At 56.7% G+C, this 21814-nt stretch carries 24 protein-coding genes; 16 read left to right on the top strand and 8 right to left on the bottom strand.

Going from position 1 to position 21814, the window contains the following annotated elements; genetic code table 11:
- Positions 1–83 precede the first annotated feature (83 nt).
- Positions 84–1022, bottom strand: coding sequence for a 2-hydroxyacid dehydrogenase (locus tag LNA76_RS01825; protein WP_125276571.1), 939 nt, complete (start codon positions 1020–1022; stop codon positions 84–86).
- Positions 1022–2524 (bottom strand): helicase HerA-like domain-containing protein, encoded by a 1503-nt coding sequence (locus LNA76_RS01820; RefSeq protein ID WP_108727719.1) that lies wholly within the window; start codon positions 2522–2524, stop codon positions 1022–1024. The genes LNA76_RS01825 and LNA76_RS01820 overlap by 1 nt, the downstream gene beginning before the upstream one ends.
- 139 nt (positions 2525–2663) lie before the next feature.
- On the opposite strand from LNA76_RS01820, the gene LNA76_RS01815 reads away from it, so the two are divergent.
- The 10 genes from LNA76_RS01815 (at position 2664) to LNA76_RS01770 (ending at position 10183) form a co-directional block, all read left to right on the top strand.
- The gene (locus tag LNA76_RS01815) at positions 2664–3395 is read left to right on the top strand and encodes a YebC/PmpR family DNA-binding transcriptional regulator (protein ID WP_026483044.1); all 732 of its coding nucleotides are present in this window, start codon (positions 2664–2666) and stop codon (positions 3393–3395) included.
- 48 nt (positions 3396–3443) lie between these two features.
- The gene (purD, locus tag LNA76_RS01810; RefSeq protein ID WP_094197245.1) at positions 3444–4733 is read left to right on the top strand and encodes a phosphoribosylamine--glycine ligase; all 1290 of its coding nucleotides are present in this window, start codon (positions 3444–3446) and stop codon (positions 4731–4733) included.
- A 21-nt stretch (positions 4734–4754) separates the two neighbouring features.
- Positions 4755–5660 (top strand): oxygen-dependent coproporphyrinogen oxidase, encoded by a 906-nt coding sequence (gene hemF / locus LNA76_RS01805; protein WP_230017740.1) that lies wholly within the window; start codon positions 4755–4757, stop codon positions 5658–5660.
- Positions 5651–6268 carry a nicotinate (nicotinamide) nucleotide adenylyltransferase gene (nadD, locus tag LNA76_RS01800; protein WP_230017738.1) on the top strand — a complete coding sequence of 206 codons (618 nt, stop codon included), beginning with the start codon at positions 5651–5653 and terminating at the stop codon, positions 6266–6268. Before hemF ends, nadD begins: the two co-directional genes overlap by 10 nt.
- Before the next feature lie 8 nt (positions 6269–6276).
- Positions 6277–6681, top strand: a complete 405-nt coding sequence (gene rsfS, locus LNA76_RS01795; RefSeq protein WP_094197247.1) for a ribosome silencing factor — start codon at positions 6277–6279, stop codon at positions 6679–6681.
- 246 nt (positions 6682–6927) lie between these two features.
- The gene (rlmH, locus tag LNA76_RS01790; protein ID WP_094197248.1) at positions 6928–7398 is read left to right on the top strand and encodes a 23S rRNA (pseudouridine(1915)-N(3))-methyltransferase RlmH; all 471 of its coding nucleotides are present in this window, start codon (positions 6928–6930) and stop codon (positions 7396–7398) included.
- Positions 7399–7421: 23 nt separating this feature from the next.
- The gene (locus LNA76_RS01785) at positions 7422–8039 is read left to right on the top strand and encodes a Maf family protein (RefSeq protein ID WP_094197249.1); all 618 of its coding nucleotides are present in this window, start codon (positions 7422–7424) and stop codon (positions 8037–8039) included.
- A gap of 139 nt (positions 8040–8178) precedes the next feature.
- Positions 8179–8952, top strand: coding sequence for a thiol:disulfide interchange protein DsbG (dsbG, locus tag LNA76_RS01780; protein ID WP_108727724.1), 774 nt, complete (start codon positions 8179–8181; stop codon positions 8950–8952).
- A 21-nt stretch (positions 8953–8973) separates the two neighbouring features.
- A complete protein-coding gene (locus LNA76_RS01775; RefSeq protein ID WP_094197251.1) occupies positions 8974–9276 on the top strand; it encodes a DsrE family protein in 303 nt (100 codons plus the stop codon).
- Between the two features lie 133 nt (positions 9277–9409).
- Positions 9410–10183, top strand: a complete 774-nt coding sequence (locus LNA76_RS01770) for a MipA/OmpV family protein (RefSeq protein ID WP_094197252.1) — start codon at positions 9410–9412, stop codon at positions 10181–10183.
- A 7-nt stretch (positions 10184–10190) separates the two neighbouring features.
- On the opposite strand, the gene LNA76_RS01765 is transcribed toward LNA76_RS01770, so the two are convergent.
- The 6 genes from LNA76_RS01765 to LNA76_RS01740 all read right to left on the bottom strand — a co-directional run bounded on the left by LNA76_RS01765 (position 10191) and on the right by LNA76_RS01740 (position 15461).
- Complete coding sequence (locus tag LNA76_RS01765) at positions 10191–10568, bottom strand: translation initiation factor (protein WP_094197253.1); 378 nt, start codon at positions 10566–10568, stop codon at positions 10191–10193.
- A 238-nt stretch (positions 10569–10806) separates the two neighbouring features.
- Positions 10807–12261: a YdgA family protein gene (locus tag LNA76_RS01760; protein WP_230017736.1), complete on the bottom strand. Its 1455-nt coding sequence runs from the start codon at positions 12259–12261 to the stop codon at positions 10807–10809.
- Positions 12262–12339: 78 nt separating this feature from the next.
- Positions 12340–13245: an NAD(P)-dependent oxidoreductase gene (locus LNA76_RS01755; RefSeq protein ID WP_326833639.1), complete on the bottom strand. Its 906-nt coding sequence runs from the start codon at positions 13243–13245 to the stop codon at positions 12340–12342.
- An 86-nt stretch (positions 13246–13331) separates the two neighbouring features.
- Positions 13332–13979, bottom strand: coding sequence for a maleylacetoacetate isomerase (maiA, locus tag LNA76_RS01750; protein WP_230017732.1), 648 nt, complete (start codon positions 13977–13979; stop codon positions 13332–13334).
- Between the two features lie 34 nt (positions 13980–14013).
- Positions 14014–14985, bottom strand: a complete 972-nt coding sequence (gene ispH, locus LNA76_RS01745; RefSeq protein WP_094197257.1) for a 4-hydroxy-3-methylbut-2-enyl diphosphate reductase — start codon at positions 14983–14985, stop codon at positions 14014–14016.
- The gene (locus LNA76_RS01740) at positions 14985–15461 is read right to left on the bottom strand and encodes an FKBP-type peptidyl-prolyl cis-trans isomerase (RefSeq protein WP_223254057.1); all 477 of its coding nucleotides are present in this window, start codon (positions 15459–15461) and stop codon (positions 14985–14987) included. Before LNA76_RS01740 ends, ispH begins: the two co-directional genes overlap by 1 nt.
- A 49-nt stretch (positions 15462–15510) precedes the next feature.
- On the opposite strand from LNA76_RS01740, the gene radC reads away from it, so the two are divergent.
- The 6 genes from radC to LNA76_RS01710 all read left to right on the top strand — a co-directional run bounded on the left by radC (position 15511) and on the right by LNA76_RS01710 (position 21534).
- Positions 15511–16182, top strand: a complete 672-nt coding sequence (gene radC / locus LNA76_RS01735) for a RadC family protein (RefSeq protein ID WP_230017730.1) — start codon at positions 15511–15513, stop codon at positions 16180–16182.
- A gap of 93 nt (positions 16183–16275) precedes the next feature.
- On the top strand, positions 16276–17118 hold the full coding sequence (locus LNA76_RS01730; RefSeq protein ID WP_125276562.1) for a MurR/RpiR family transcriptional regulator: 843 nt from the start codon (positions 16276–16278) through the stop codon (positions 17116–17118).
- Between the two features lie 302 nt (positions 17119–17420).
- Positions 17421–18839 (top strand): MFS transporter, encoded by a 1419-nt coding sequence (locus tag LNA76_RS01725; protein WP_230017729.1) that lies wholly within the window; start codon positions 17421–17423, stop codon positions 18837–18839.
- Positions 18840–18877: 38 nt separating this feature from the next.
- The gene (locus LNA76_RS01720) at positions 18878–19555 is read left to right on the top strand and encodes an aspartate/glutamate racemase family protein (RefSeq protein ID WP_108727732.1); all 678 of its coding nucleotides are present in this window, start codon (positions 18878–18880) and stop codon (positions 19553–19555) included.
- Between the two features lie 29 nt (positions 19556–19584).
- Complete coding sequence (locus LNA76_RS01715) at positions 19585–20910, top strand: MFS transporter (RefSeq protein ID WP_230017727.1); 1326 nt, start codon at positions 19585–19587, stop codon at positions 20908–20910.
- Positions 20911–21267: 357 nt separating this feature from the next.
- Positions 21268–21534 carry a type B 50S ribosomal protein L31 gene (locus LNA76_RS01710; RefSeq protein WP_009456467.1) on the top strand — a complete coding sequence of 89 codons (267 nt, stop codon included), beginning with the start codon at positions 21268–21270 and terminating at the stop codon, positions 21532–21534.
- Positions 21535–21814: the final 280 nt, after the last annotated feature.

Raw genomic sequence — 21814 nt, 5'->3', positions numbered from 1 at the left:
AAAAGCACTGCTTCGTTCACGAAACAGCAGGCAGCCTGTCAGCTTCCACCGTGCTGGCAGACTGGCCCTCAATTTGAAAACGCTTAATAACCCTGACTATGATCCACTCGTCCGGCCGCTGGTTTACCTTGCTGCAAAAGCTCGATACGTGAGCCAATTTGCTCCAGCGCCAGCTCTCGCACGGTGATGCCCGAAATATGCGGCGTAACCATCACAGAAGGAATGCCCCAATACGGATGATCCGCAGGCAGCGGCTCCTGGGTGAAGGCATCCAGCAAAGCGCCTGACAGATGACCGCTTTTGAGCGCGTCCAGCACATCCGCATCGACCAAATGTCCACCACGAGCCACGTTGATCAAAAAACCACCGGGCTGCAAATTGGACAACAGGTCGCGGTTGATCAGCCCTTCCGTTTGCGGCGTCAGTGGCAAAGCGTTGACCAGGATACGGCTGGCAGAGACGCACGCTTTCAGGCCCTCTTCACCCGCATAGCAAGGGAAGTCCGCTTCATGCAGACGACGCGACCAGCCACGCACGGGATAGCCCAGGCTGGCGATGACCTTGGCAATCTTGCTGCCAATTGCGCCCAGCCCCAAGACGGCTACCGGCCACTGCCGACGATCAATCGGGCGATAGGCTTTCCACTTGCCCTCGCGCGCCTGCTCTTCGTAGGGCTGAAAACGACCCACGGCACGCAGTACACCATACAAGGCATATTCGGCCATTTGCTCGGCCATGCCCGCGTCCTCCAGACGGTACAAAGGCATCTCGGCTGGGATACGGCCTGCCACCGCATCCACGCCCGCCCCCAGATTGAAAGTGGCGCGCAGCGTAGGTTCCTGCTTGAACAAGGCCGTATCCGGTTGCCACACCACGGCGTAGGTCGCCCCGGTGCTGGGCTGACCCGCTACGAACTCGTCAACTTTCCAATCAGGGTAGGCCTTGCGGAATTCGTCCGCCCAACGTGTGGTTTCTGATGGCCGTGCGGTGGCAATAATTAAATGCGGCAGTTGCAAGGGCATTAACGTTTTCCTCCAAATAAAGAGCCCAATACCCCACGCAGCACTTTAGTGGCAGCCCGTTTGGTCTCGGTTCTAATCATGCTTTGCACCAAACCGTCTTTCTTGCCACCGCGCGGCCCTGTTGATCCAAATAGAAAGTCATTGACCACGCCCATCAAGCCATCGTCCTTGTTTGCTGGTGCGCCGACCTGTGTGGCGCCTGCTGCACCATTGGCGGCAGCGTCCGCTGTTTTCTTGGCCAGCACCTCGTAGGCGGATTCGCGGTCAATAGCCTGGTCGTATTTCAAGCCGAACAAGGAGGCTTGTCGAACCGCCTGTCGCTCGGCATCAGTGGCCGGGCCAATCCGGCTACCTGGGGCCACCAGCCAGGCACGCTCGGTAGGCGTGGGAATGCCCTTGGCATCCAGCATGGACACCAAAGCCTCCCCCACCCCCAGCTCGGTAATCGCCGCTTCAATATCCAAACCGGGATTAGGGCGCATCGTTTGCGCTGCTGTCTTGACAGCTTTCTGATCACGCGGCGTAAAGGCGCGCAAAGCGTGCTGAACCCGATTACCCAACTGGCCCAGAACGGTATCAGGAATATCCAGCGGGTTTTGTGTCACGAAATAAATACCCACGCCTTTGGAGCGGATCAGACGCACGACCTGCTCGACTTTTTCCAGCAAAGCCTTGGGGGCACCTGTAAACAATAAGTGGGCTTCGTCAAAAAAGAAAACCAGACGCGGTTTGTCCAGATCGCCCACTTCCGGCAGGCGCTCGTACAGATCAGCCAGCATCCACAACAGAAATACCGCGTACAAACGAGGCGATTGCATCAGCTTGTCAGCGGCCAGCACATTGATCATGCCGCGCCCGGCAGAGTCGGTACGAATCCAATCCATCACATCCAGGGCGGGTTCCCCAAAGAAGCGATCCGCCCCTTGGGTTTCCAGGCGCAGCAAGGCGCGTTGAATGGCCCCTACACTCGCGGCAGCAATATTGCCGTACTGATTACGCAGCTCGGCAGCACGATCCGATATGTCTTGCAGCAAGGCACGCAAATCCTTCAAGTCCAGAATCAGTTGTCCCTCATCATCAGCCACCCGGAACAGAATGTTCAATATTCCTTCCTGGGTGTCATTGAGCTCCAGAATCTGGGCCAACAGCAAAGGCCCCATGTCGGAGATGGTGGCCCGCACTGGATGGCCCTGCTCGCCAAAAATGTCCCAGAAAGCAACCGGATTGGCGCCCCAGGCCGGTTCAGGCAGCCCCAGCTTTTGCAGACGCTCCTGCAATTTGGGATTGGGCTGGGCAGCCTGAGAAATTCCGCTCAAGTCTCCCTTGGCATCGGCCAGAAAAACCGGGGTTCCCTGCCGGGAAAAAGCCTCGGCCAGTACTTGCAAGGTGACAGTTTTGCCTGTCCCTGTCGCCCCCGTAATACAACCATGCCGGTTGGCCAGAGCAGGCAACAGGTAAATGGGAGTATTGCTGTTTTGAGCAAGCAAAATTGGATCGGCCATGATTGTTTGTTCTCTTCCGGATAGAATGCCAAGTGCCTAGATTCTAGCGACTTTCGCCCAAGCTCGGGCCTTGTCGCACAGACAGGTTAAAATAGATCTGTTTTTCTTTGAACGTAGTCTACTGAATTGGTAATACTTTATGGCCGGACATAGTAAATGGGCGAATATTCAGCACCGTAAAGGTCGTCAGGACGCAAAACGGGGCAAACTTTGGACCAAGATCATTCGTGAGGTCACCGTGGCCGCGCGTGCCGGCGGCCCTGACCCCGAGTCCAACCCACGTTTGCGCATGGCCTGGGACAAGGCAACTGCGGCCAATATGCCCAAAGACAACATTCTGCGCGCCATCCAGCGCGGCGCAGGCGGGGCAGACGACGCCAACTACGAAGAAATTCGCTACGAAGGCTATGGCATTAACGGTGCTGCCGTGATTGTGGACTGCATGACTGACAACCGTCAGCGCACGGTCTCGGATGTGCGTCACGCCTTTACCAAAAATGGCGGCAATCTGGGTCTGGACGGCTCGGTCGTGTTTCAATTTCGCCACTGCGGTCAGTTTCTGTTCGCCCCAGGCACCTCGGAAGACACGATTATGGAGATCGGCCTGGAGGCCGGTGCCGACGACATCGTGACGGATGAAGAAGGCCTGATCGAAGTGCTATGCGCTCCCACGGACTACCCAGCTGTGCAAGCAGCGTTCCAGGCAGCCGGTCTGACCCCCGAAGTAGAGGGTGTCGTCATGAAAGCCCTGAACGAGACCGAACTGAGCGGCGATGATGCCGTCAAAATGCAAAAACTTCTGGACGCACTGGAAGGCCTGGACGATGTCCAAGAGGTCTACACCACCGCTGTCATGGACGAAGCCGAATAACCTGATTCCTGAAAACTCCTCTTTGCGGGCCCTGCCCGACTCATCACTATGAAGCTACTTGTTGTCGGCAGCGGCGGCCGTGAACACGCCTTGGCATGGCGCCTGGCCCAATCTGCACGCGTACAGACTGTCTACGTTGCCCCGGGCAATGGCGGTACCGCACGTGCCGAACGTATTGAAAACCTGGCGATCACCGATATCCAGGAACTGATTGCCTTTGTGAAGCAAGAAAAAATTGCCTTCACCGTCGTTGGCCCGGAAGCGCCTCTGGCCGCTGGCATTGTGGACGCCTTCCGTGCGGCCGGCCTGAAAATCTTTGGTCCCACCCAGGCTGCTGCGCAGCTCGAAAGCTCCAAGGACTACGCCAAGGCTTTCATGGTGCGCCACAACATTCCAACAGCCGCCTACGCAACCTTTACCGACCCGGACGCCGCCAAGGATTACATCCGCCAGCAAGGCGCACCCATTGTGGTCAAGGCCGACGGCCTGGCCGCTGGCAAAGGTGTGATCGTGGCTACCACGCTGGAAGAAGCACTGAGCGCCATTGACGATATTCTGGGCGATGGCCGCTTTGGTGCTGCCGGTGCCCGCGTGGTCGTGGAAGAGTGCCTGACCGGCGAGGAAGCCAGCTTCATCGTGATGTGCGACGGCAAGCATGTACTGCCGATGGCCACCAGTCAGGATCACAAACGTCTGAAAGACGGCGATCAAGGCCCGAACACGGGTGGCATGGGCGCTTACTCCCCTGCCCCTATCGTCAGTCCTACGCTGCACAACCGCATCATGCGCGAAGTCATTCACCCCACCATGCAAGGCATGGCCAAGGAAGGCTTGCCCTACTCCGGTTTTCTGTACGCTGGCGTGATGATTGACGATGGTCCGGACGCAACCCGTCCGATCAAAGTGCTGGAATTCAACTGCCGCATGGGCGACCCTGAAACCCAGCCCATCATGATGCGCATCAAAAGCGATCTGACCGAAACCTTCGAGCTGGCTCTGGCTGGCAAGCTGGACGAGGCCACTATCGAATGGGATCGTCGTACCGCGATTGGCGTAGTACTGGCTGCGGCCAACTACCCCGAAGAGCCTCGTACCGGTGATGCCATCACCCAGTTTGCGAAAGACACCGACGAGTGCATCACCTTCCATGCGGGCACTCAAATGAAAGACGGTACCGTCGTCACCTCTGGTGGTCGCGTACTGTGCGTGACCGCCATGGCCGACTCCATCCGTCGCGCTCAGGAAGCCGCTTACGAGGCCATTTCCCAAACGCATTTCGACGGCAAGCAATTTCGCACCGATATTGGCTGGCGCGCCCTGCCCAGCAACGAATCCTGATTGTCGCAGCAAGGTCTTTTCATGTCTTTACCCATTGATACCGTCCAGGCTTATTTCCGTCAGTTGCAAAGCCACATCGTGGACACTCTGGAGCAACTGGATGGTACGCCCTTCGAGTCGGACCAGTGGGATCGTCCAGAAGGCGGTGGCGGTCTGTCCCGCCTGCTGGAGAACGGCCCCGTGTTCGAGCGGGCTGCCGTTTTGTTCAGCCATGTCAAAGGCCACACCCTGCCTCCTTCGGCCAGCGCCCACCGCCCTGAATTGGCCGGACGCCCCTGGGAGGCCATGGGTGTTTCGCTGGTGATACACCCGCGTAATCCCTTTGTGCCCACCACGCACATGAACGTGCGCATGTTTGTGGCCCAGGCCCAGACAGCGGATCAAGACGATGTATTCTGGTTTGGCGGCGGTATGGACTTGACGCCCTACTACCTGCACGAAAACGATGCCCGCCATTTCCATCAGGTGTGCCACGATGCCCTGGCACCGCACGGTGCGGATTACTACCCGCGCTACAAGCGCTGGTGCGACGAGTATTTCTATCTGAAGCACCGCAACGAAACCCGTGGTATTGGCGGCATTTTCTACGACGATTTGAACGAGTCCGGCTTTGAAGCCAGCTTTGCCCTGACCCGCTCCGTGGGCAACTCCTTTACCGATGCCTACGTGCCCATCGTGCGTGCCCGCATGGATCAGGAATACACCCAGGAAAATCGGGACTTCCAGGCCATTCGTCGTGGCCGCTATGTCGAATTCAATCTGGTCTTTGACCGCGGCACCCTGTTTGGTCTGCAATCGGGGGGGCGTACGGAATCCATCCTGCTGTCCATGCCTCCCCAGGCAAACTGGCGCTACAACTGGTCGCCCGAACCTGGCACACCGGAAGCGGCGTTGGCGCAATACCTGGTGCCTCGCGAATGGATTTAAAGCGAGTCGGGCTCTTGGGTGGCAGTTTCGACCCCATCCATAAAGCCCATATAGCACTGGCTCTTGCTGCATTCGAGCAATTGCAGCTGGATCAGGTTCAACTGCTGCCCGCTGCCCAGCCCTGGCAACGCGACGCCCTGGGTGCCAGCACCCGGGACCGTCTGGCCATGGCCGAGCTGGCCACCCAAAGCCACCACGGGCTGCAAGTGAACCCCGTAGAGATCGAACGCGGCGGCCCCACCTACACCATAGACACGGTGCGCAGCTTGCCTGCCGGGTCGCGGTACTACTGGATTTTAGGCAGCGACCAACTGCATAATTTCTGCAGCTGGAACGACTGGCAGGAAATTCTTGAATACGTCGAGCTGGCGGTGGCCCAGCGCCCCGGCAGTCCTGTGGAAACGCCCGCAGCCTTGCAACAGGAGCTGAGTCGACTTCAGCGCCGTTTACATCAGATCGACTTTCTGCCCATGGACATCTCGGCCACCCAAATTCGGGAGCGAGTGCAGCGCGGTGACAACATCACCGCCCTGGTCCCGGAAGAAGTCGCTCAATACATTGACAAAAAACGGCTCTATCTTTCCCACCCACAGGTGCGCCCTGTATAGTTCTTTTTATGAATATAGAAACACTTCAACGACTCGTCATCGATGCCCTCGAAGACGTCAAAGCTCAAGACATCAAGGTCTTTAGCACTACCCACATGACCGGCCTGTTCGATCGTGTGGTCATCGCCAGTGGTACGTCCAACCGGCAAACCCGCGCTCTGGCCCAGAACGTGTTTGATAAAGCACGTCAAAACAAAGTCGACGTTCTGGCCCATGAAGGCGAGGACACCGGCGAATGGGTATTGCTGGATTTGGGTGACATTGTGGTGCATTGCATGCAGCCCGCCATCCGCCAGTATTACAACCTGGAAGAACTTTGGGGCGAGCGCCCTGTCGAAGTGGAACTGCTGCCACAATCGCGCCAGGTTCCACCCACTGGCTTTTTCGCCAGCGCCGACGAAGACGAAGACTAAGCTCTTGCTCCTGCCTGTCGGCAACACCCAGGCCGCAGCTTATGATGCGGCCTTTTTTTTACCGCCGGGCCACCCCAAGACTCGGCACCCCCGGTAAAAAACGCCCCCCATCGGGGATGAGCCCGGACACACAGAAGCCCATTGGGAACGGCTGTGTATCAGGCAAATCCGAGCGGCATACAGGCCGCGAGGGGGAGCGCAAGCCGAAGGCGCAACGTGGGGGCTTTTTTTCTTGTACGACATTTCATGAAACTCATTGTCATTGCCGTCGGTCAGCGTATGCCCGACTGGGTAGAACAAGGCTGGCAGGAATATGCTCGCCGACTGCCCCAGGACTGCGCCATAGAACTGCGTGAAATCAAGGCTGAGCCCCGTACCAGCGGCAAAACACCTGCCCAGATGATGCAGGCTGAAGCCAAACGTATTGAAGCAGCCATCCCCGCCCAGGCAATGCGTATTGCTCTGGACGAACGCGGCAAGGACCTGACCACCGTCAAGCTAGCCCAGGAACTGGAACGTTGGCGCAGCAGTGGTCAGGATATTGCGATTCTGGTCGGAGGCCCGGACGGGCTGGACGCAACCTTGAAGCAAAGTTGCCACGGCATGCTGCGCCTGTCCTCCCTGACGCTGCCCCACCCTCTGGTACGCATTTTTCTGGCCGAACAACTGTATCGCGCCTGGTCCGTCATGACCGGGCATCCTTATCACCGCGCCTGAATCTTCTTTAGCTCTGATTTTCTATGCCTTTTCAGCCCATCTACTTGGCCTCTGCCAGCCCGCGCCGCCACGACCTGCTCAACAGCATCCAGATTACTCATGAGGTCCTGAATGTACCCAGCCCTCCAGGCGAGGATGAACCCCGTCTGGAACAAGAGGCCGTGCTGGACTATGTTCGGCGTACCGCCCGCGACAAACTGCTGCGCGCGCTGGAATGGCGTGTACAGAACAGCAGCCTGGATCAAGAACGCGCTATTTTAAGTGCCGACACCACGGTCTGCATGGGCGAAGACATTTTTGGCAAACCTGCGGATCTGGACGACGCCGCACGTATCTTGCGCGAGCTCTCGGGCCGCCGTCACAAAGTGATGACAGCCTTGTCCCTGGGCGTAGGTGGAGTGGAATTTGAAAGCATCAGCATTAGCGAAGTCAGCTTCAAAACCCTGAACGAACAAGAAATTGCAGAATACTGTGCCAGCGGTGAACCTATGGGCAAAGCCGGAGCCTATGGCATTCAAGGCCTGGGTGGCGCATTTATCAGCCATTTGAGTGGCAGCTATACCGGCGTGATGGGTTTGCCTGTACACGAAACCTATCGCTTACTGGAATTGGCTAACCTGAAAATCCGCGCCCTCGGTTGAACCAAAGAAACGACCGAATCAGAACAGGCATGGGGAACTATCCAGGCAAGGCCCAGTCCCATCCTTTTATTCCGTTTTGATCTTAGTATATATTTTCTTGGTATATACACTCACCGACTGTTTTGCAGGAATAACTACCATGTCGCTTTCTTCTTTTTCGATTCGTCTTGCCCTGGCCGGTTTGCTGTGTGCAAGCACGGCCGCGCAAGCCGCCGACCGTCCCGCTGCACTGAAAGCCCTGGAAGAACAAGGGCTGTCCATTGTGGGCGAGTTTGATGCCCCCGGCGGCCTGAAAGCCTGGGGTGCCTATAGCGGAAATCGGGCTCTGGCTATCTACAACTTGCCCGATGGGCAGCATATGATGGTCGGCACCATGATCGATGCCAAAGGCGAAGAGGTACGTCCTGCAGGCCTGGACGAGCTGGTGCAACCGGCTATCGCCAAAGACATGCTGGGCAAGCTGGAAAAGTCCCGCTGGATCAAAGATGGCGACGATAAGGCCTCACGCGTGGTCTACGTCTTTACCGATCCCAACTGCCCTTACTGCATGCAGTTCTGGCAAATGGCCCGCCCCTGGGTTGAGTCCGGCAAGGTGCAACTGCGTCACATCATGGTGGGCATTCTGGCTCCCAGCAGCAGTCTGAAATCGGCCGCCATCCTGGCCGCCAAAGACCCAACCAAGGCCTTGAACGAGCACTCCCTGGCCATGCTGAAAGACCGCAGCGCCGGTGTGAAAGGGCTGGACAGCATACCCAGCGACATCGAGGCCGACCTGACCCGCAATGAAGATCTGATGATGGGCTGGGACTTGCGTGCCACCCCCGCCATGGTCTGGCAAGATGAGCAGGGTCGCATTCAAATGCAGACCGGCGCTTCGCCCGACATTGCCGAACGCGTTTTTGGCCCACGCTAATATCAAGCAGGATGTTTATTCATGAGTACTCGTGTTCTTTTGCATGCTCCTACTGTCGATGCCCTGGAGCGTGCCCGCAGCAATGCGCGCAACTTGCTCAAGGACATCCCGGATGCTCAGATTCGTATCATCGCCAATGCCCAGGCCGTTAAAGCCTGCGTAGAAGGCGCTGAACACGATTGCGACACCTACACTTACCTGTGTCCCAACACACTGCGCAATCAGGATCTCAATGCACCAGAACGCTTCCAGACGCTGGAGCACGGGGCTATCACCGCGCTGGTGAAACTGCAGGCAGACAACTGGATTTACATTCGGGCCTGAGCAGATGTAGGCCTGGCACAACAGACCATACAGGCCGGTCATTATTTTGCCTAAGCCTGTTCAAACCTTGATACGATAGCTAGGCCCGCGACAAGCGGGCCTGTTTTTACCCCGTATCACAAGGAAATCTGCTATGTCCACCCTCGCCCGTTCTGCTCTGCGCCCCTTCCTGCTACTGGCTGCTTTATGTGCTTTAGGAACCAGTCAGGCACTGGCGCAGCAAACCACGGTGGGTGTCGGCGTGGGTTTCGCCCCAAAATACGAAGGGGCCGACAGTTACGGTGGCCGTTTCTACCCTCTGCTGTCGCACCGTAACGGCCACTTTTTCCTGGCCCCAAAAGCAGGCATGCCTGCCATCGGCCTGCAAACCAATCTGACAGACAACTGGACTATCGGCACCTACGCCGCCCTGGCCCGCGCACGTAAATCCGGTGATGCCGACCGCCTGTACGGTACGGACGATATTGATCGTCACGGCAATCTGGGTGTATTTACTGCTTACCGACTAGGCAATGCCAAGATCGAAGGCAGTTACTACCAGGCACTGAAAAGCGGCTACGGCGCCACTGCCGTTCTAGATCTGAGTTACCGCCTCTGGAACGATCAGGACAGCAGCTTCTCGCTGGGTGCGGAATTGAAATGGTCCAACGAAAAAGCCATGCGCACCTACTTTGGCGTGAAATCGCATGAAGCTGCTGGCAGCAATGGCCAACTGCGCACGTACCGCCCTGACGCTGGTTTGCGCTCTTATGCCTTGTACGGCCAGTACACCCACAAGATCAGCGAAAGCTGGTCCCTGCAAGGTCTGCTCGGCGTGAACACCTTGGGTGAAGAAGCCAAGGACAGTCCATTGGTCGAGAAGAAAAGCAGCGTCTTTGGTGGCGTAGGCTTGGGCTACAGCTTCTAAATACCTGTCAGGGTCTGCCGACCCGTTTAACCGTCAAGCCGTTGTGTTCCAGGCGTGCCTGCACAACGGCTCGATGATCACCCTGAATCTCCAGCGTTCCCTCTTTTAACGTCCCACCCGCCCCACACGCACTCTTCAGTTCTTTGACCAACGCCTTGAGCTGCTCTTCAGGCATCACCAGACCTGTTACCACGGTCACTCCCTTTCCTTTGCGTCCCTTGGTTTCCAGACTCAAGCGCACTGGCCCCTGAACCTGAGACAAGGCTTGTTCGCGCTTGTTTTCTTCGCAACGACACTGGTTCTGAGGCTGTCCGCAATCCGGACACACGCGTCCTTGTTCTGTGCTGTATACCAGCCTGGATAGCTGGTCCGATAAACTGGCCATGAGCTGGCTTCCTTCCAATTACTGAATCAAAACAAGCCTTCGGCTTGCGCTCCACTTCGCGGCCTGTATGCCGCTCGGATTCGCCTGGCACACAACACTCCGCAATGGACTGCTGTGTGTCCCGGCTCATCCCCAAGGGGGATTTCTGACCAGGGGCGCCCAACCTTGGGGCGGCCCGGCGGTAAAAAAAAGCCCACCGAAATTCGGTGGGCTTGACGCTGGACAAAGCCCAGATAAATTACATCATGCCCATCAGGACCAGACCCAGCAATTGCTCGGAGGTAAAGCGCTGGCCGTTGATATCGAACACGCGATCCTGACCATCGTACTTGATAACGGTAGAGATATCGTTTTCGTCATTCTTGATCATATTGGACTTGGCGTAAGGCGCCACAGCAGCATCCAGCATCATGTCCAGCATGGCAGCGTTACCTTCCTCAGGCGTCAGGCCTTCGGCCTTGTCCATATCGGTAGCCAGACCACGCAGCATGGGCTTGGAGATCGAGACATCCAACTGAGCAGCAGGAATCGCTTCAACCCACAGCTCTGGGCTTTCTTTCAACTGTTGCAGCGTTGCATCAGGCTTTTGGAAGTCCACGCGCAAAGTGGCTTTGGACTCGCCAGCGGCAGTGTACCAACGCAGCGGCTCAATACGCAGCACAGGTTTTTGCTCCAGCGCTTGCAGAACCAGTTCCATTATCTTCTGAGCAGTTGGGCCATCAACCGAATCCATATCGTTTTGCAAATTGGAGTCGGAAATCAGCTTGGAGAGCGCAGAAATAGCAGGTGCATAGACGCGATCAAAGTTCATGGACAACTCAATCGAACCCAGATTGACCTTGTCCTCAAACACCAGATCACTGACCGTGTAGATGACCTTGGTATCGCTGATGGAGTCTTTGGTGACAGCGTCCGAGTTGACAGCGATTTGCTTGAAAGTGATGCCATCGGTCTCGGCGGTTTGCATCTTCACGTTATCCACGCTTAGCTTGCCAACCTGGGTGCCGTTTACATTGATGTCGCCATCTTGCTTGAAATCCACCACAAAGTTGGAGGCTTCCAGCTTCAATGGATCTTCGCTGATGTCATCGACGAACAGCTTGGGGAAGCTGCCAGTCACAACAATATCTTTGCTCTTGCCACCGGCTTTGGTACGCAACTGGCCACCACTGAAATCCACACTGATTTCATTGCCTTGGTGCTTGATGGCTTCAAAGTGCACGTTGGTGTCCACAGCACCGTCAAAACCAACCAGGCTGTCTGCCCACAAAGGGGTCTTGTCGCCAGTCAGCTTGTACCAGCCTTCCGTGTCCTTGGTCTTGACCAGGGTGCTGCGCGACAAGGCGGCAACAGGAGTGAAGTTACCCAGAGCCATTGCCGACATAGGAAGCGGACCATGGCTGATCTTGTCATCAAAAGTCAGCTCCAGAGGCGTATCTTCAGCATCAGAAGGCTTGATAGTGATGGTGTAACGAGCGGTAGAGGAAAATACGCCACGCTGGTAATCCAGCACATTCATGACGACTGACTCGCTCAAGCCCATTTGCTGCATCTGCTCGGCAGCCAGGGTATTGAACTGGGCCACTTTCTCACTGACCAGCGCTTCAGTTTTCTTACCGGTATACCAAGTCGAACCGCTGTATGCAGCCGCTAACACGACAACCAGTGTGACTAGCCCTGTACTTTTTTTCATGACTTCCCTTTTGTTGATCTACAGTCCCAACTTTAAACAGCCGACATAATACCGAAACTAAGTTTGACTGAAGATGGTTTATTCCCCGTAATTGTAACTATTCACGTGCGTAATGCGAGCGACATCTTGTTCGCCCAGTCCCAAACGATGAGCCACACGGTAACTTTGCTGGGCTGCATGGGCCACGGGCATACTGGTATGACTGGCACTGGCCAACTCTGCCACCGTGTTCAAGTCCTTCAACATGGTGTCGACCGACGCTTTTACTTGATTGTCGCGCTGCGTCATACGCGGCACGAACAATTGCAGCAGCACCGAATCGGCCCAACCCCCCCCCAGAGCCTCACTGATTTTAGAAGCATCCACACCATTATCATTGGCCAGGCTCAAGGCCTCGGCGATGGCGGTCAAGGTGGTGGCCACAATGGTCTGATTGCATAATTTTGTTACTTGGCCAGCCCCGACCGCCCCCATCAAGGTGACGCGCTGCGAATACGCCGCCAGTGCGGGGCGCACGCGCTCTAGCTGTGCCGCTTGTCCACCCACCATGATGGCCAAGGTGCCTTGTTCAGCCCCACCGACACCACCCGATACAGGGGCATCCAGCCAGTCAGCCCCGCAACGCTGCTGCAATTGGGCAGCCATCTCGCGCGTCGCCCGAGGTGAAATCGAGGAGTGGTCTACCACAATCTGCAAGGTTCCCTGCACAGTGGCCAGGCCCTGCTCACCCAAGACGGTATCGTGCACTGCTTGGGCATCGAACACGCACAGGAATACGGCTTCACACTGCTGGGCCATTTGCGCTGGAGTATCACACCAGCTTGCTCCTGCTTCCAATAGTGCAAGTGCCTTGTCTTTGGAGCGATTCCAGATACTGATCTGATAACCCGCCCCCAACAGGCGGCGCACCATCGGTTGACCCATACGACCCAATCCACAAAAACCAATCTTCATGTTTTGTCCTTTACGCCCCCAGGCCGCCACATCAACGGCAATGAGGCAAGAAAAACCCGCCTATCAGGCGGGTGGATTCCGGCCAGCCCAGCTTCGGGCGGCCTTCACGCTTGGCGTCAGGCCGCATCAGGCTGACGGTCAGGAGCGGCTTCTTGAAACGCGGATAGTTCCAGACATTTTTCTTCCACCGCCAACAGGCGAGGAAAAGCAGTCAGGTCAATCTCAAAGCGACGCGCATTGAACATCTGAGGAATCAGGCAAATTTCAGCCATACCGGGCGTATCACCAAAGATGAAGGCGTGACCTTTTTTGCCATGGCGTTGCACCAAGGCCTCCAGGCCCTCCAGTCCTACGCTGACCCAATGGCGATACCACTGATTGCGCGCATCTTCTTGGGCATACAACTCGTTCTTCAAGTACTGCAGCACACGCAGATTATTCAATGGATGAATATCACAGGCCACGGTTTGAGCCATGGACCGCGCCCAGGCCCGCTCTGCTGAGGTTTTAGGCAAGAACGGCAGTTCAGGATAGCGCTCGTCCAAATATTCCAAAATAGCCAGGGATTGCGTGATGATCAAACCATCGTCGTCCAAGGCAGGCAACAACTGGACAGGGTTGATTTGCACATAATCTGGCTGATGCTGCTGACCGCCATCTTTAAGCAGATGCACAGGCTTGATCTGGTAATCCAGTCCCTTGAGGTTCAGACCAATCCGCACCCGGTAAGCGGCGGAACTGCGAAAGTAGCTATATAGAATCATCTTGTCTCCTGTCCACCCTGCAAAATTCGTTTTTTTATTTGTTCAGGTTTTCAATCTTGCGCGACAGCTCTCGGGGCAGCGGGAAGGCAATGTTTTCCTCCACCCCATCCAGGGCTCGTACACGACCCACGCCTAGTTCCTGCAAGCGCTGAATCACCTGATTGACCAGAACCTCCGGTGCCGATGCGCCGGCCGTCACACCCACGCGCTTTTTACCCACCAGCCAGGCCGGATCAATCATTTCCGGTTTATCCAACAGATAGGCTTCAGCGCCTTTGCGTTCAGCCACTTCGCGCAAACGATTCGAGTTCGAGCTATTGGTACTGCCCACCACCAGAACCAGGTCGCACTGAGGGGCCATGATCTTGACCGCATCCTGACGGTTCTGGGTGGCGTAACAGATATCGCTTTTCTTGGGTTCCACGATATTGGGGAAGCGTTCACGCAAGGCCTGGGCCACAACCGCCGCATCGTCCACGGACAAGGTGGTTTGCGTCACAAAGGCCAACTTGTCGGGATCAGCCACGTTCAGATTGGCGACGTCCTCGGGCGTTTCCACCAGGTACATGCCGCCATCGGCCTGCCCCAAGGTGCCCTCAACTTCAGGGTGACCGACGTGACCAATCATGATGATTTCCCGGCCTTCGGCGCGCATGCGAGAGACCTCGATATGCACTTTGGTCACCAGCGGGCAGGTGGCGTCAAAGACTTTCAGGCCACGTTTTTCGGCATCGTCACGCACCTGACGCGAGACGCCGTGGGCCGAGAAAATCACGATCGCGCCCGAGGGAGCTTCGTCCAGCTCTTTAATAAAGATCGCCCCTTTGTTGCGCAGGTCTTCGACCACGTAACGGTTATGGACGATTTCATGACGCACATAGATTGGTGCGCCGTGCAATTCCAAGGCGCGTTCGACAATATCAATCGCGCGGTCGACCCCAGCACAGAATCCACGGGGCTGGGCCAGAACAACCTCAGCGTTCTGAACGGGAGTAACTTGACTCATTACAGAATCCCCAAAATATGAACATCCAGACGCAAGGCCACACCGGCCAAAGGATGGTTGAAATCGAACAAGGCCGTCTTGTCGTCGATTTCCTTGAGCACGCCCGAATAGCGGCTGCCATTCGGGGCGGCAAACTCCACCATGTCACCGGGTACGAACTCCACCCCTTCGGCAGCATTGCTGGCCAGCATTTCACGAGTGATGCGCTGCAAGAGGTCCGGGTTACGGGCACCGTAGGCATCCTCGGGGGTGATGTCGAGCTGAAAGCGCTCGTCCTCACGGTGACCCAGCAATTTTTCTTCCATACCGGGGGCCCACTGACCATTGCCCAGTTGCAAGGTCGCCGGACGACCCGTAAAGGTATCCGCGAACACAGAGCCTGCCGCCGGGCCACTGGCCAGCTCTATACGATAGTGCAAAGTCAGGTAGGAATCCTGACGGACAATTCCAAGCTCGGAACTAGCAGAGTTACTCACGATCGCTCACTATAGAAAATCATTCAATTACCGCATTTTAACGTTTCTTATGGCCACATCCACTTTACGCCGCCAAGGGCCCCGCGAGCGCATGCTGTCGCACGGCCCTGCATGCCTGAGCACCCCGGAACTGCTGGGTATTGTCCTGCGCACCGGTACACGCGGGCGCAATGCTGTCGAGCTCGGTCAGATGTTGCTGGAACATTTTAACGGACTCAAAGGATTATTATCGGCCGATGCGTCTGCCCTGCGTCAGCTGGACGGAATCGGGCCAGCCAAATGCGCGGAACTGTTGGTTATCCGGGAACTGCAACGCCGCTGTGCCCTGGAATCCCTGACCGGATTGCCAGTACTGAATCAGGCGGACAAGGTACGCGACTATTGCCTGGCCCATATTGGACATTTGCCCGTGGAGCACTGCCTGGCCCTGTTTCTGGACAATCAACTGCGCCTGATCTGCGCCGAGGAAATCAGCCGGGGCACCGTCAATCAGGCCTCGGTCTACCCACGGGAGATCTTGCGCGCTGCCCTGCGCCACCATAGCTGCGCCATTATTCTGGCGCACAATCACCCTTCTGGCGCTGCCTATCCCAGCTCGTCCGACATCAGGCTGACCCGGCACATACGTCAGGCACTGGCATTGGTAGATATACGTTTGTTGGACCATATTATTGTCACGCCCAGCCAGACTGTCTCCATGGCCGAACGCGGGGATCTGTAGCCGACCGGGTCCGGCGGAAACTGCCGGATTTTTGATACAGTTCCATGAGCTTCCCCGTAAAATCCTGAACACACTACAAGAGTACGGAGCGCCATGTCTGATCCCGCCGTGAAGTCCTTTGTTGGACGCGTACGTGACATTCTTCACGATCTATCCCCATCAGAGCGACGTCTGGCGGAATTTGCCCTGGATTTCCCAGGCGATCTGGCCGGCTACAGCGCGTCTGAGCTGGCATCTCTGGCCAATGTATCTAACGCCACGGTTACCCGCTTTATTCGGCGCCTGGGTTATAGCAATTACGAAGCGGCTCGCAAGCAAGTGCGCTCCGAAAAGAAAGCGGGCTCTCCCCTGCTGCTGGCCGCGACCGAGACAGAAGCCGAACGCTCGCTGGCCACACACCTGCAACAGAGCCAGAACAATCTGGCCTCCACCTACCGACGCATTCCCGACTCACTACTGCTAGAGATTGCCCAGGCCATTCTGGGCGCACGCAAAGTGTGGGTACTGGGGTTTCGATCCAGCCATGCTCTGGCCAATTACTTTCGCTGGCAGTTGCTGCAAATCGTCCCTGAAGCCCATCTGATTCCCGGCCCTGGCGAAACCATGGGGGAGCATCTGGCCGGCATACACGCCGACGATGTGGTGGTGATCTTTGCCCTGCGTCGCCGGGTGCGCAATATGGATCAGCTGATTAGGCAAATAGCTCAGCTGAACCCGAATGTGCTGCATATCACCGATCAACTCAGCGCCGAGAAAAGTGCCTGTCGCTGGACGTTGCGATGCGATGTCCAGTCGCCCGGTGTGCTGGACAACCACGTGGCGGTGATCGGCTTATGCCATTTGATTCTGAGTCAGATAATGGATCAGGCCGGCCCGGTCGGGCGTCGCCATTTGGGCATGGTGGAAGCTTTCCACGACAGTTTTCTGGAGCTGTAGACCGCTGAAACTGGCATCACAAACCCATCCACTGCTCATGCAGCCAAGAAGGTAAGTCAGTCCAGCACAAGTCAGGCTGCCAGAGGCTATCCCAAGAATCGAATAAGGATCATATGCAAAATGCGATGATCCTTTTTTTATTAAAACCCCTTTTTTATCAATGAATTAAAGAACAGAATAAAAAAACTGCAAAATCTTTCTCGTTAACCCTAGTTTTGAAAAAATTTTTTCATATTAATAATGGCTGAAAAAATAATGTTATGGGCGGACGTGCCAAGCATGTCCTGAAACGAGGAGAAACCATGTCTAGCAAGCAGCAAACCTTGCCGGCCGACACCGAGCAGGCACAGGCCAGTTCTACGGCCAACAATCACACGGTTCAGCAGCAACTGGAAAACTCGCTGGAAACCATAGGCGTCACCAACTCACACCGCAAAGTGCTGGCCCTGATTTTGCTGGGCGTGCTGTTTGACGTGCTCGAGCAAAATGCCGTGGGCCTGGTAGGCCCGCTTCTACAGCAACACTGGGGGCTGACGCCTCGTGATGTCGGGTTTCTGAACACCTTGACCTTTGCCGCTGCGGCCCTGGGGCGCTTGCTATCTGGTTATATCGCCGACCACTATGGTCGCCGCGTCATGCTGACCATCAATCTGGCCCTGTTCACGCTGGGCGCGCTGATCTGCGCCCTGGCCCCCAGCTACTGGGTACTGGGCCTGGGTCGCATGATTGTGGGCTTTGGTCTGGGTGGCGAGATCTCGATTGCCGTCACTATGCTGGCCGAGTTCTGCTCCTCGCGCTTTCGCGGCACCGCCGTCGGTACGATCAACGTCGCGGGTGGCGGTCTGGGCAATATGCTGGCTCCGGCCTTCGGCTTGCTGGTCTTTACCCTCTTTCCCGGCCCCGAGAGCTGGCGCTGGGTGTTTGGCCTGCTGGTCATGCCCGCCTTCATGGTGCTGTTCTACCGTCGTTATATTCCTGAAACACCTCGCTTTCTGGTGTCGCAAGGCCGTATCGACGAGGCCAATCAGGTTTTGAATATTCTGGCCTCGGGCAAGCTGGGCCGACACGTTGCCAACCCCTACCCTTATCTGCACAGCGGCCCACAAGCGCAAAAAGCAGAGCGCGTACGCTTGAGCGAGATTTTCCAAGGCCCGCTGGCCATGCGCACGCTGGTCACCGGTATTGCCGTGTGCATGACCTACGGCGCGCAACTGACGGTTCTGACCCTGATGCCGACTCTGCTGGTAGAGCAAGGCTACTCCCTGGTGAAAAGCTATACCTTCACCATCCTGATGCAGTCGGGCAGCTTGCTGGGTGCCTTGACCGCCTCTTACCTGGGCTCCCGCGTGCCTCGCAAACGCGTCTTCACCTACGGAGCTTTACTGGCCTGCGCCAGTGGTCTGGCCTTTGGCTTTCTAAGCTTCAATATCTACCTGGTGTTGCTGTTCGGTGCGGCCTTCCAGTTCTGCGTACTGTTGCTGAACACCACGATCTGGATTTTCTCTCCCGAGCTGTATCCCACCCGCGTCCGCGCCTTTGGTACCGCCTTCATTCTGGCGCTGGGCACCTTGGCGGGCGCATTTATCCCCACGCTTAGCGGCTGGGTGCTGGAAGGCTACGGTGTCGCCGGCATGTTCACCTTAATGGCGGGCATGTATGTCACCTTTGCCGCCGTCCTGCAGTTGGCGCCCGAAACCTTTGGCCGCCCCCTGGATACCTGATTCACTTGATAAGCCGCATTACAGCGGCTCCTGTATTTATGTCTCATACCGTACTGCTCATCAACCCCAATACTTCCCGCCCCACCACCGACATGATGGTTGCGCTTGCCCAGGCTTGCTTTCAGAGCCTGCAGCGCAGCGACATCCTGGTCCGGGGGCTGACCGCCCCCGAGGGACCGGGCATGTTGACCGAAATGGAGGAACTGGAGCAAGCCGCCGCCATCGCCAGGCACCCGCTGATACTGGCCCAGGCGCAAGGCTCGGACGGCATCATCATCGGTGCTTTTGGTGATCCCGGCCTGCAGGCCCTGACTGAGCACGTAAAGGTGCCAGTCATCGGCATAGGCCAGGCTTCCATGCTGCAGGCCACCCGAGCAGGCACCCCTTTTGGCATTGCCACCACGACGCCCGGCCTGGAGCAATCCATTCTGGACCAAGTACAGCGCTATGGCTGGAGCAACCAGTTCTCCGGCCTGCGCCTGACCCCTACCGCCCCGCTGGATCTGGCCCAGGCCCCTGAACGTCAGGATCAGGAGCTGGCCGACAGTGTCGTGGCATGTATCGAACAGGACGGTGCTCGCGCCGTCATCATCGGCGGCGGCCCGCTGGCTCAAAGCGCCCAAGCGCTGCAAAGCAGGCTGGCTGTGCCGGTGATCAACCCCATCATTGCTGCCTGCGAGCTTATGGCCGAGCGCCTGCCCCCAGATCAGCCATAACACGCTGTACCACACAAGGAGACACCCTCATGACGAGCAGCACCCTTGCGGACGGAGCCCAGGCCCCATCCGCCAGCAAGCAGGAACTGGATCAGATTTACAAAAAAGTGATGTGGCGCATTTTGCCCTTCATCTTTTTGCTTTGGATGCTGGCCTGGATAGACAGGCTCAACATTGGTTTTGCCAAGCTGCAAATGCAGCCCGAACTGGGGTTCTCCGAAACCGTTTACGGCATAGGCGCCGGCATTTTCTTTTTGGGCTACTTCTTTTTTGAAGTGCCCAGCAACTGGTTGCTGCTGCGTATTGGCGCGCGCAAGACCCTGGCCCGTATCGCTTTTGGCTGGGGCCTGATCTGCGTGCTGATGATGTTTACCAAAACGGCCGCCTACTTTTATGTGATGCGCTTTTTGCTGGGCGCTTTTGAGGCGGGTTTCCAGCCCGGTGTATTGCTGTTCCTGACCTTCTGGTTCCCGGCCCATCGTCGCGCCAAAGCGTTTGCGGTCTTTATTTCCGCCTCGGCGGTGGCTTCGGTTGTGGGCGCACCACTGGCCGGTTTCATCATGACGCGTCTGGATGGCGTCAATGATTGGTCCGGTTGGCAATGGTTATTCCTGCTAGAAGGCCTGCCGACGATTTTCGCAGGCATTCTGGCAGTGATGTTCATTGTGGACAGCCCGGAAAAAGCCAGTTGGTTAAGCCAGCGAGAGAAAGACCTGATCAAACAGGAGTTAGTGCTGGACGCCAAGGCCGCAGGCCCGCGCGAGCACAGCTTCAAGAAAGCCTTGGGCAATGCCGATCTGTGGACCCTGACCCTGATGTTCTTTGGCATCGTGGCCGCGAACTCCACGTTGGCCTTTTTTGCCCCCACCCTGGTACGCTCGCTAGGCCCGACCGATCCGCTACAAGTTGGTTTACTGGTAGGCCTGGTCTATGTTTTTGGAGCTATTTTCCAGTTGACGCTGGGCTTTAGTGCCGACCGTCGCCGCGAAGCCCGACTGCACACGGGCATTCCCGTCATCATCGGCGCGATCGGTCTGGCTGGTGTGGGTCTGTTCCTGGGCAACAATACGACGATGGCTTTTATCAGCCTGATTGTGGCCGTATCCGGCACCATGGGCTGCATTCCGGTGTATTGGCAATTGCCTAATGCCGTACTGGCTGGCTCGGCAGCCGCTATCGGTGTGGCCTTCATCAACTCCGTAGCTAATCTGGCCGGCTTCGGCGCCCCCTTCATGTTGGGTGCGCTGAAAGATTCCAGCGGTAACTTCCAAAGTGGTTTGTGGATTATTGCGGCGCTGGAACTGGCCGTCGGTATCTGGATTCTGTCTTTCCGCAAGCGCAGGCAAACCACCTGAACTCCTTGAAAAGCAAGGATCAGGACCGCGAAAAGGCTGGCAAACTGGCCGTTTTCGGGGCCTGTCCACCCGCCAGCGAGCGAGACCCTGTTGCACTTGTGCCGCGCTTTGGCGGAGTTTTCTTTGAAAAGCGGCGGCTCGATGCTAAAATCTCAGGCTTCATCGGATACGTGGCAAAAAGTCTTTAGGCATTATTCAATCGGGCGGGATGTAAAACCCAAACTCGGTTAAAAAAACAGCCCTCTAGCTTTTTAGTGCCGGTAGTTACAAGAAAGATTGAAAATCTGCCCTGTGCAGCTTTGTTTTTGTAAATACGTGCCTTGCTGGCGGTCCTTATTTGTCAAAACAGGAATCATCATGAAAGAAGGCATTCACCCAGAATACCGTGACGTGGTGTTTCTGGATCTGCAAACGGGCAACTCCTTTATCACCCGTTCCACTGTCCAGACTCGCGAAACCACCGAAAAAGACGGTCAGACTTACCCGCTGTTCAAGTGTGACGTGACGTCCGAGTCGCACCCCTTCTACACGGGCGCTCAAACCCGTATCGTGGAAACTGGCCGCGTTGAAAAATTCCGCGCCCGTTTTGCCCGTACGGCTGGTACCGTCAAGAAAGGCGAATAAGCTCTCTTTCTCGACATACCGCGTTCAGCGCAAAAAAGGCAGCTTCGGCTGCCTTTTTTACCGCCAGGCCGCCCCAAGGCTCGGCGCCCCCGGTAAAAAGCCCCCCTCGGGGATGAGCCCGGACACACAGCAGTCCATTGCGGACTGTTGTGTGCCTGGCGAATCCGAGCGGCATGCAAGCCGCGAGGTGGAGCGCAAGCCGAAGGCGCAGCGTGGGGGTCCTTTTTTAGCGTACATTTCCCGGCCAAGGCGCCCCCTTTGCATTAAGATAGGGCGAATC

Source organism: Alcaligenes sp. MMA, assembly GCF_020907215.1.
In the GTDB taxonomy this organism is placed as follows: Bacteria; Pseudomonadota; Gammaproteobacteria; order Burkholderiales; family Burkholderiaceae_B; genus Alcaligenes; species Alcaligenes aquatilis.
The sequence above is the reverse complement of the archived record's forward strand: the minus strand, read 5'-3'. Positions and strand labels throughout refer to the sequence as shown.

Bases quoted from the DNA above. Each gene is read 5' to 3' on its own strand.
- rsfS (WP_094197247.1), top strand. From the start codon at position 6,277: ATGAATATAGAAACACTTCAACGACTCGTCATCGATGCCCTCGAAGAC.
- maiA (WP_230017732.1), bottom strand. From the start codon at position 13,979: ATGATTCTATATAGCTACTTTCGCAGTTCCGCCGCTTACCGGGTGCGG.
- LNA76_RS01820 (WP_108727719.1), bottom strand. From the start codon at position 2,524: ATGGCCGATCCAATTTTGCTTGCTCAAAACAGCAATACTCCCATTTAC.
- LNA76_RS01785 (WP_094197249.1), top strand. From the start codon at position 7,422: ATGCCTTTTCAGCCCATCTACTTGGCCTCTGCCAGCCCGCGCCGCCAC.
- LNA76_RS01815 (WP_026483044.1), top strand. From the start codon at position 2,664: ATGGCCGGACATAGTAAATGGGCGAATATTCAGCACCGTAAAGGTCGT.
- rlmH (WP_094197248.1), top strand. From the start codon at position 6,928: ATGAAACTCATTGTCATTGCCGTCGGTCAGCGTATGCCCGACTGGGTA.
- dsbG (WP_108727724.1), top strand. From the start codon at position 8,179: ATGTCGCTTTCTTCTTTTTCGATTCGTCTTGCCCTGGCCGGTTTGCTG.
- LNA76_RS01760 (WP_230017736.1), bottom strand. From the start codon at position 12,261: ATGAAAAAAAGTACAGGGCTAGTCACACTGGTTGTCGTGTTAGCGGCT.
- LNA76_RS01710 (WP_009456467.1), top strand. From the start codon at position 21,268: ATGAAAGAAGGCATTCACCCAGAATACCGTGACGTGGTGTTTCTGGAT.
- nadD (WP_230017738.1), top strand. From the start codon at position 5,651: ATGGATTTAAAGCGAGTCGGGCTCTTGGGTGGCAGTTTCGACCCCATC.
- LNA76_RS01720 (WP_108727732.1), top strand. From the start codon at position 18,878: ATGTCTCATACCGTACTGCTCATCAACCCCAATACTTCCCGCCCCACC.
- LNA76_RS01765 (WP_094197253.1), bottom strand. From the start codon at position 10,568: ATGGCCAGTTTATCGGACCAGCTATCCAGGCTGGTATACAGCACAGAA.
- purD (WP_094197245.1), top strand. From the start codon at position 3,444: ATGAAGCTACTTGTTGTCGGCAGCGGCGGCCGTGAACACGCCTTGGCA.
- LNA76_RS01715 (WP_230017727.1), top strand. From the start codon at position 19,585: ATGACGAGCAGCACCCTTGCGGACGGAGCCCAGGCCCCATCCGCCAGC.
- ispH (WP_094197257.1), bottom strand. From the start codon at position 14,985: ATGAGTCAAGTTACTCCCGTTCAGAACGCTGAGGTTGTTCTGGCCCAG.
- radC (WP_230017730.1), top strand. From the start codon at position 15,511: ATGGCCACATCCACTTTACGCCGCCAAGGGCCCCGCGAGCGCATGCTG.
- hemF (WP_230017740.1), top strand. From the start codon at position 4,755: ATGTCTTTACCCATTGATACCGTCCAGGCTTATTTCCGTCAGTTGCAA.
- LNA76_RS01725 (WP_230017729.1), top strand. From the start codon at position 17,421: ATGTCTAGCAAGCAGCAAACCTTGCCGGCCGACACCGAGCAGGCACAG.
- LNA76_RS01775 (WP_094197251.1), top strand. From the start codon at position 8,974: ATGAGTACTCGTGTTCTTTTGCATGCTCCTACTGTCGATGCCCTGGAG.
- LNA76_RS01770 (WP_094197252.1), top strand. From the start codon at position 9,410: ATGTCCACCCTCGCCCGTTCTGCTCTGCGCCCCTTCCTGCTACTGGCT.
- LNA76_RS01730 (WP_125276562.1), top strand. From the start codon at position 16,276: ATGTCTGATCCCGCCGTGAAGTCCTTTGTTGGACGCGTACGTGACATT.
- LNA76_RS01825 (WP_125276571.1), bottom strand. From the start codon at position 1,022: ATGCCCTTGCAACTGCCGCATTTAATTATTGCCACCGCACGGCCATCA.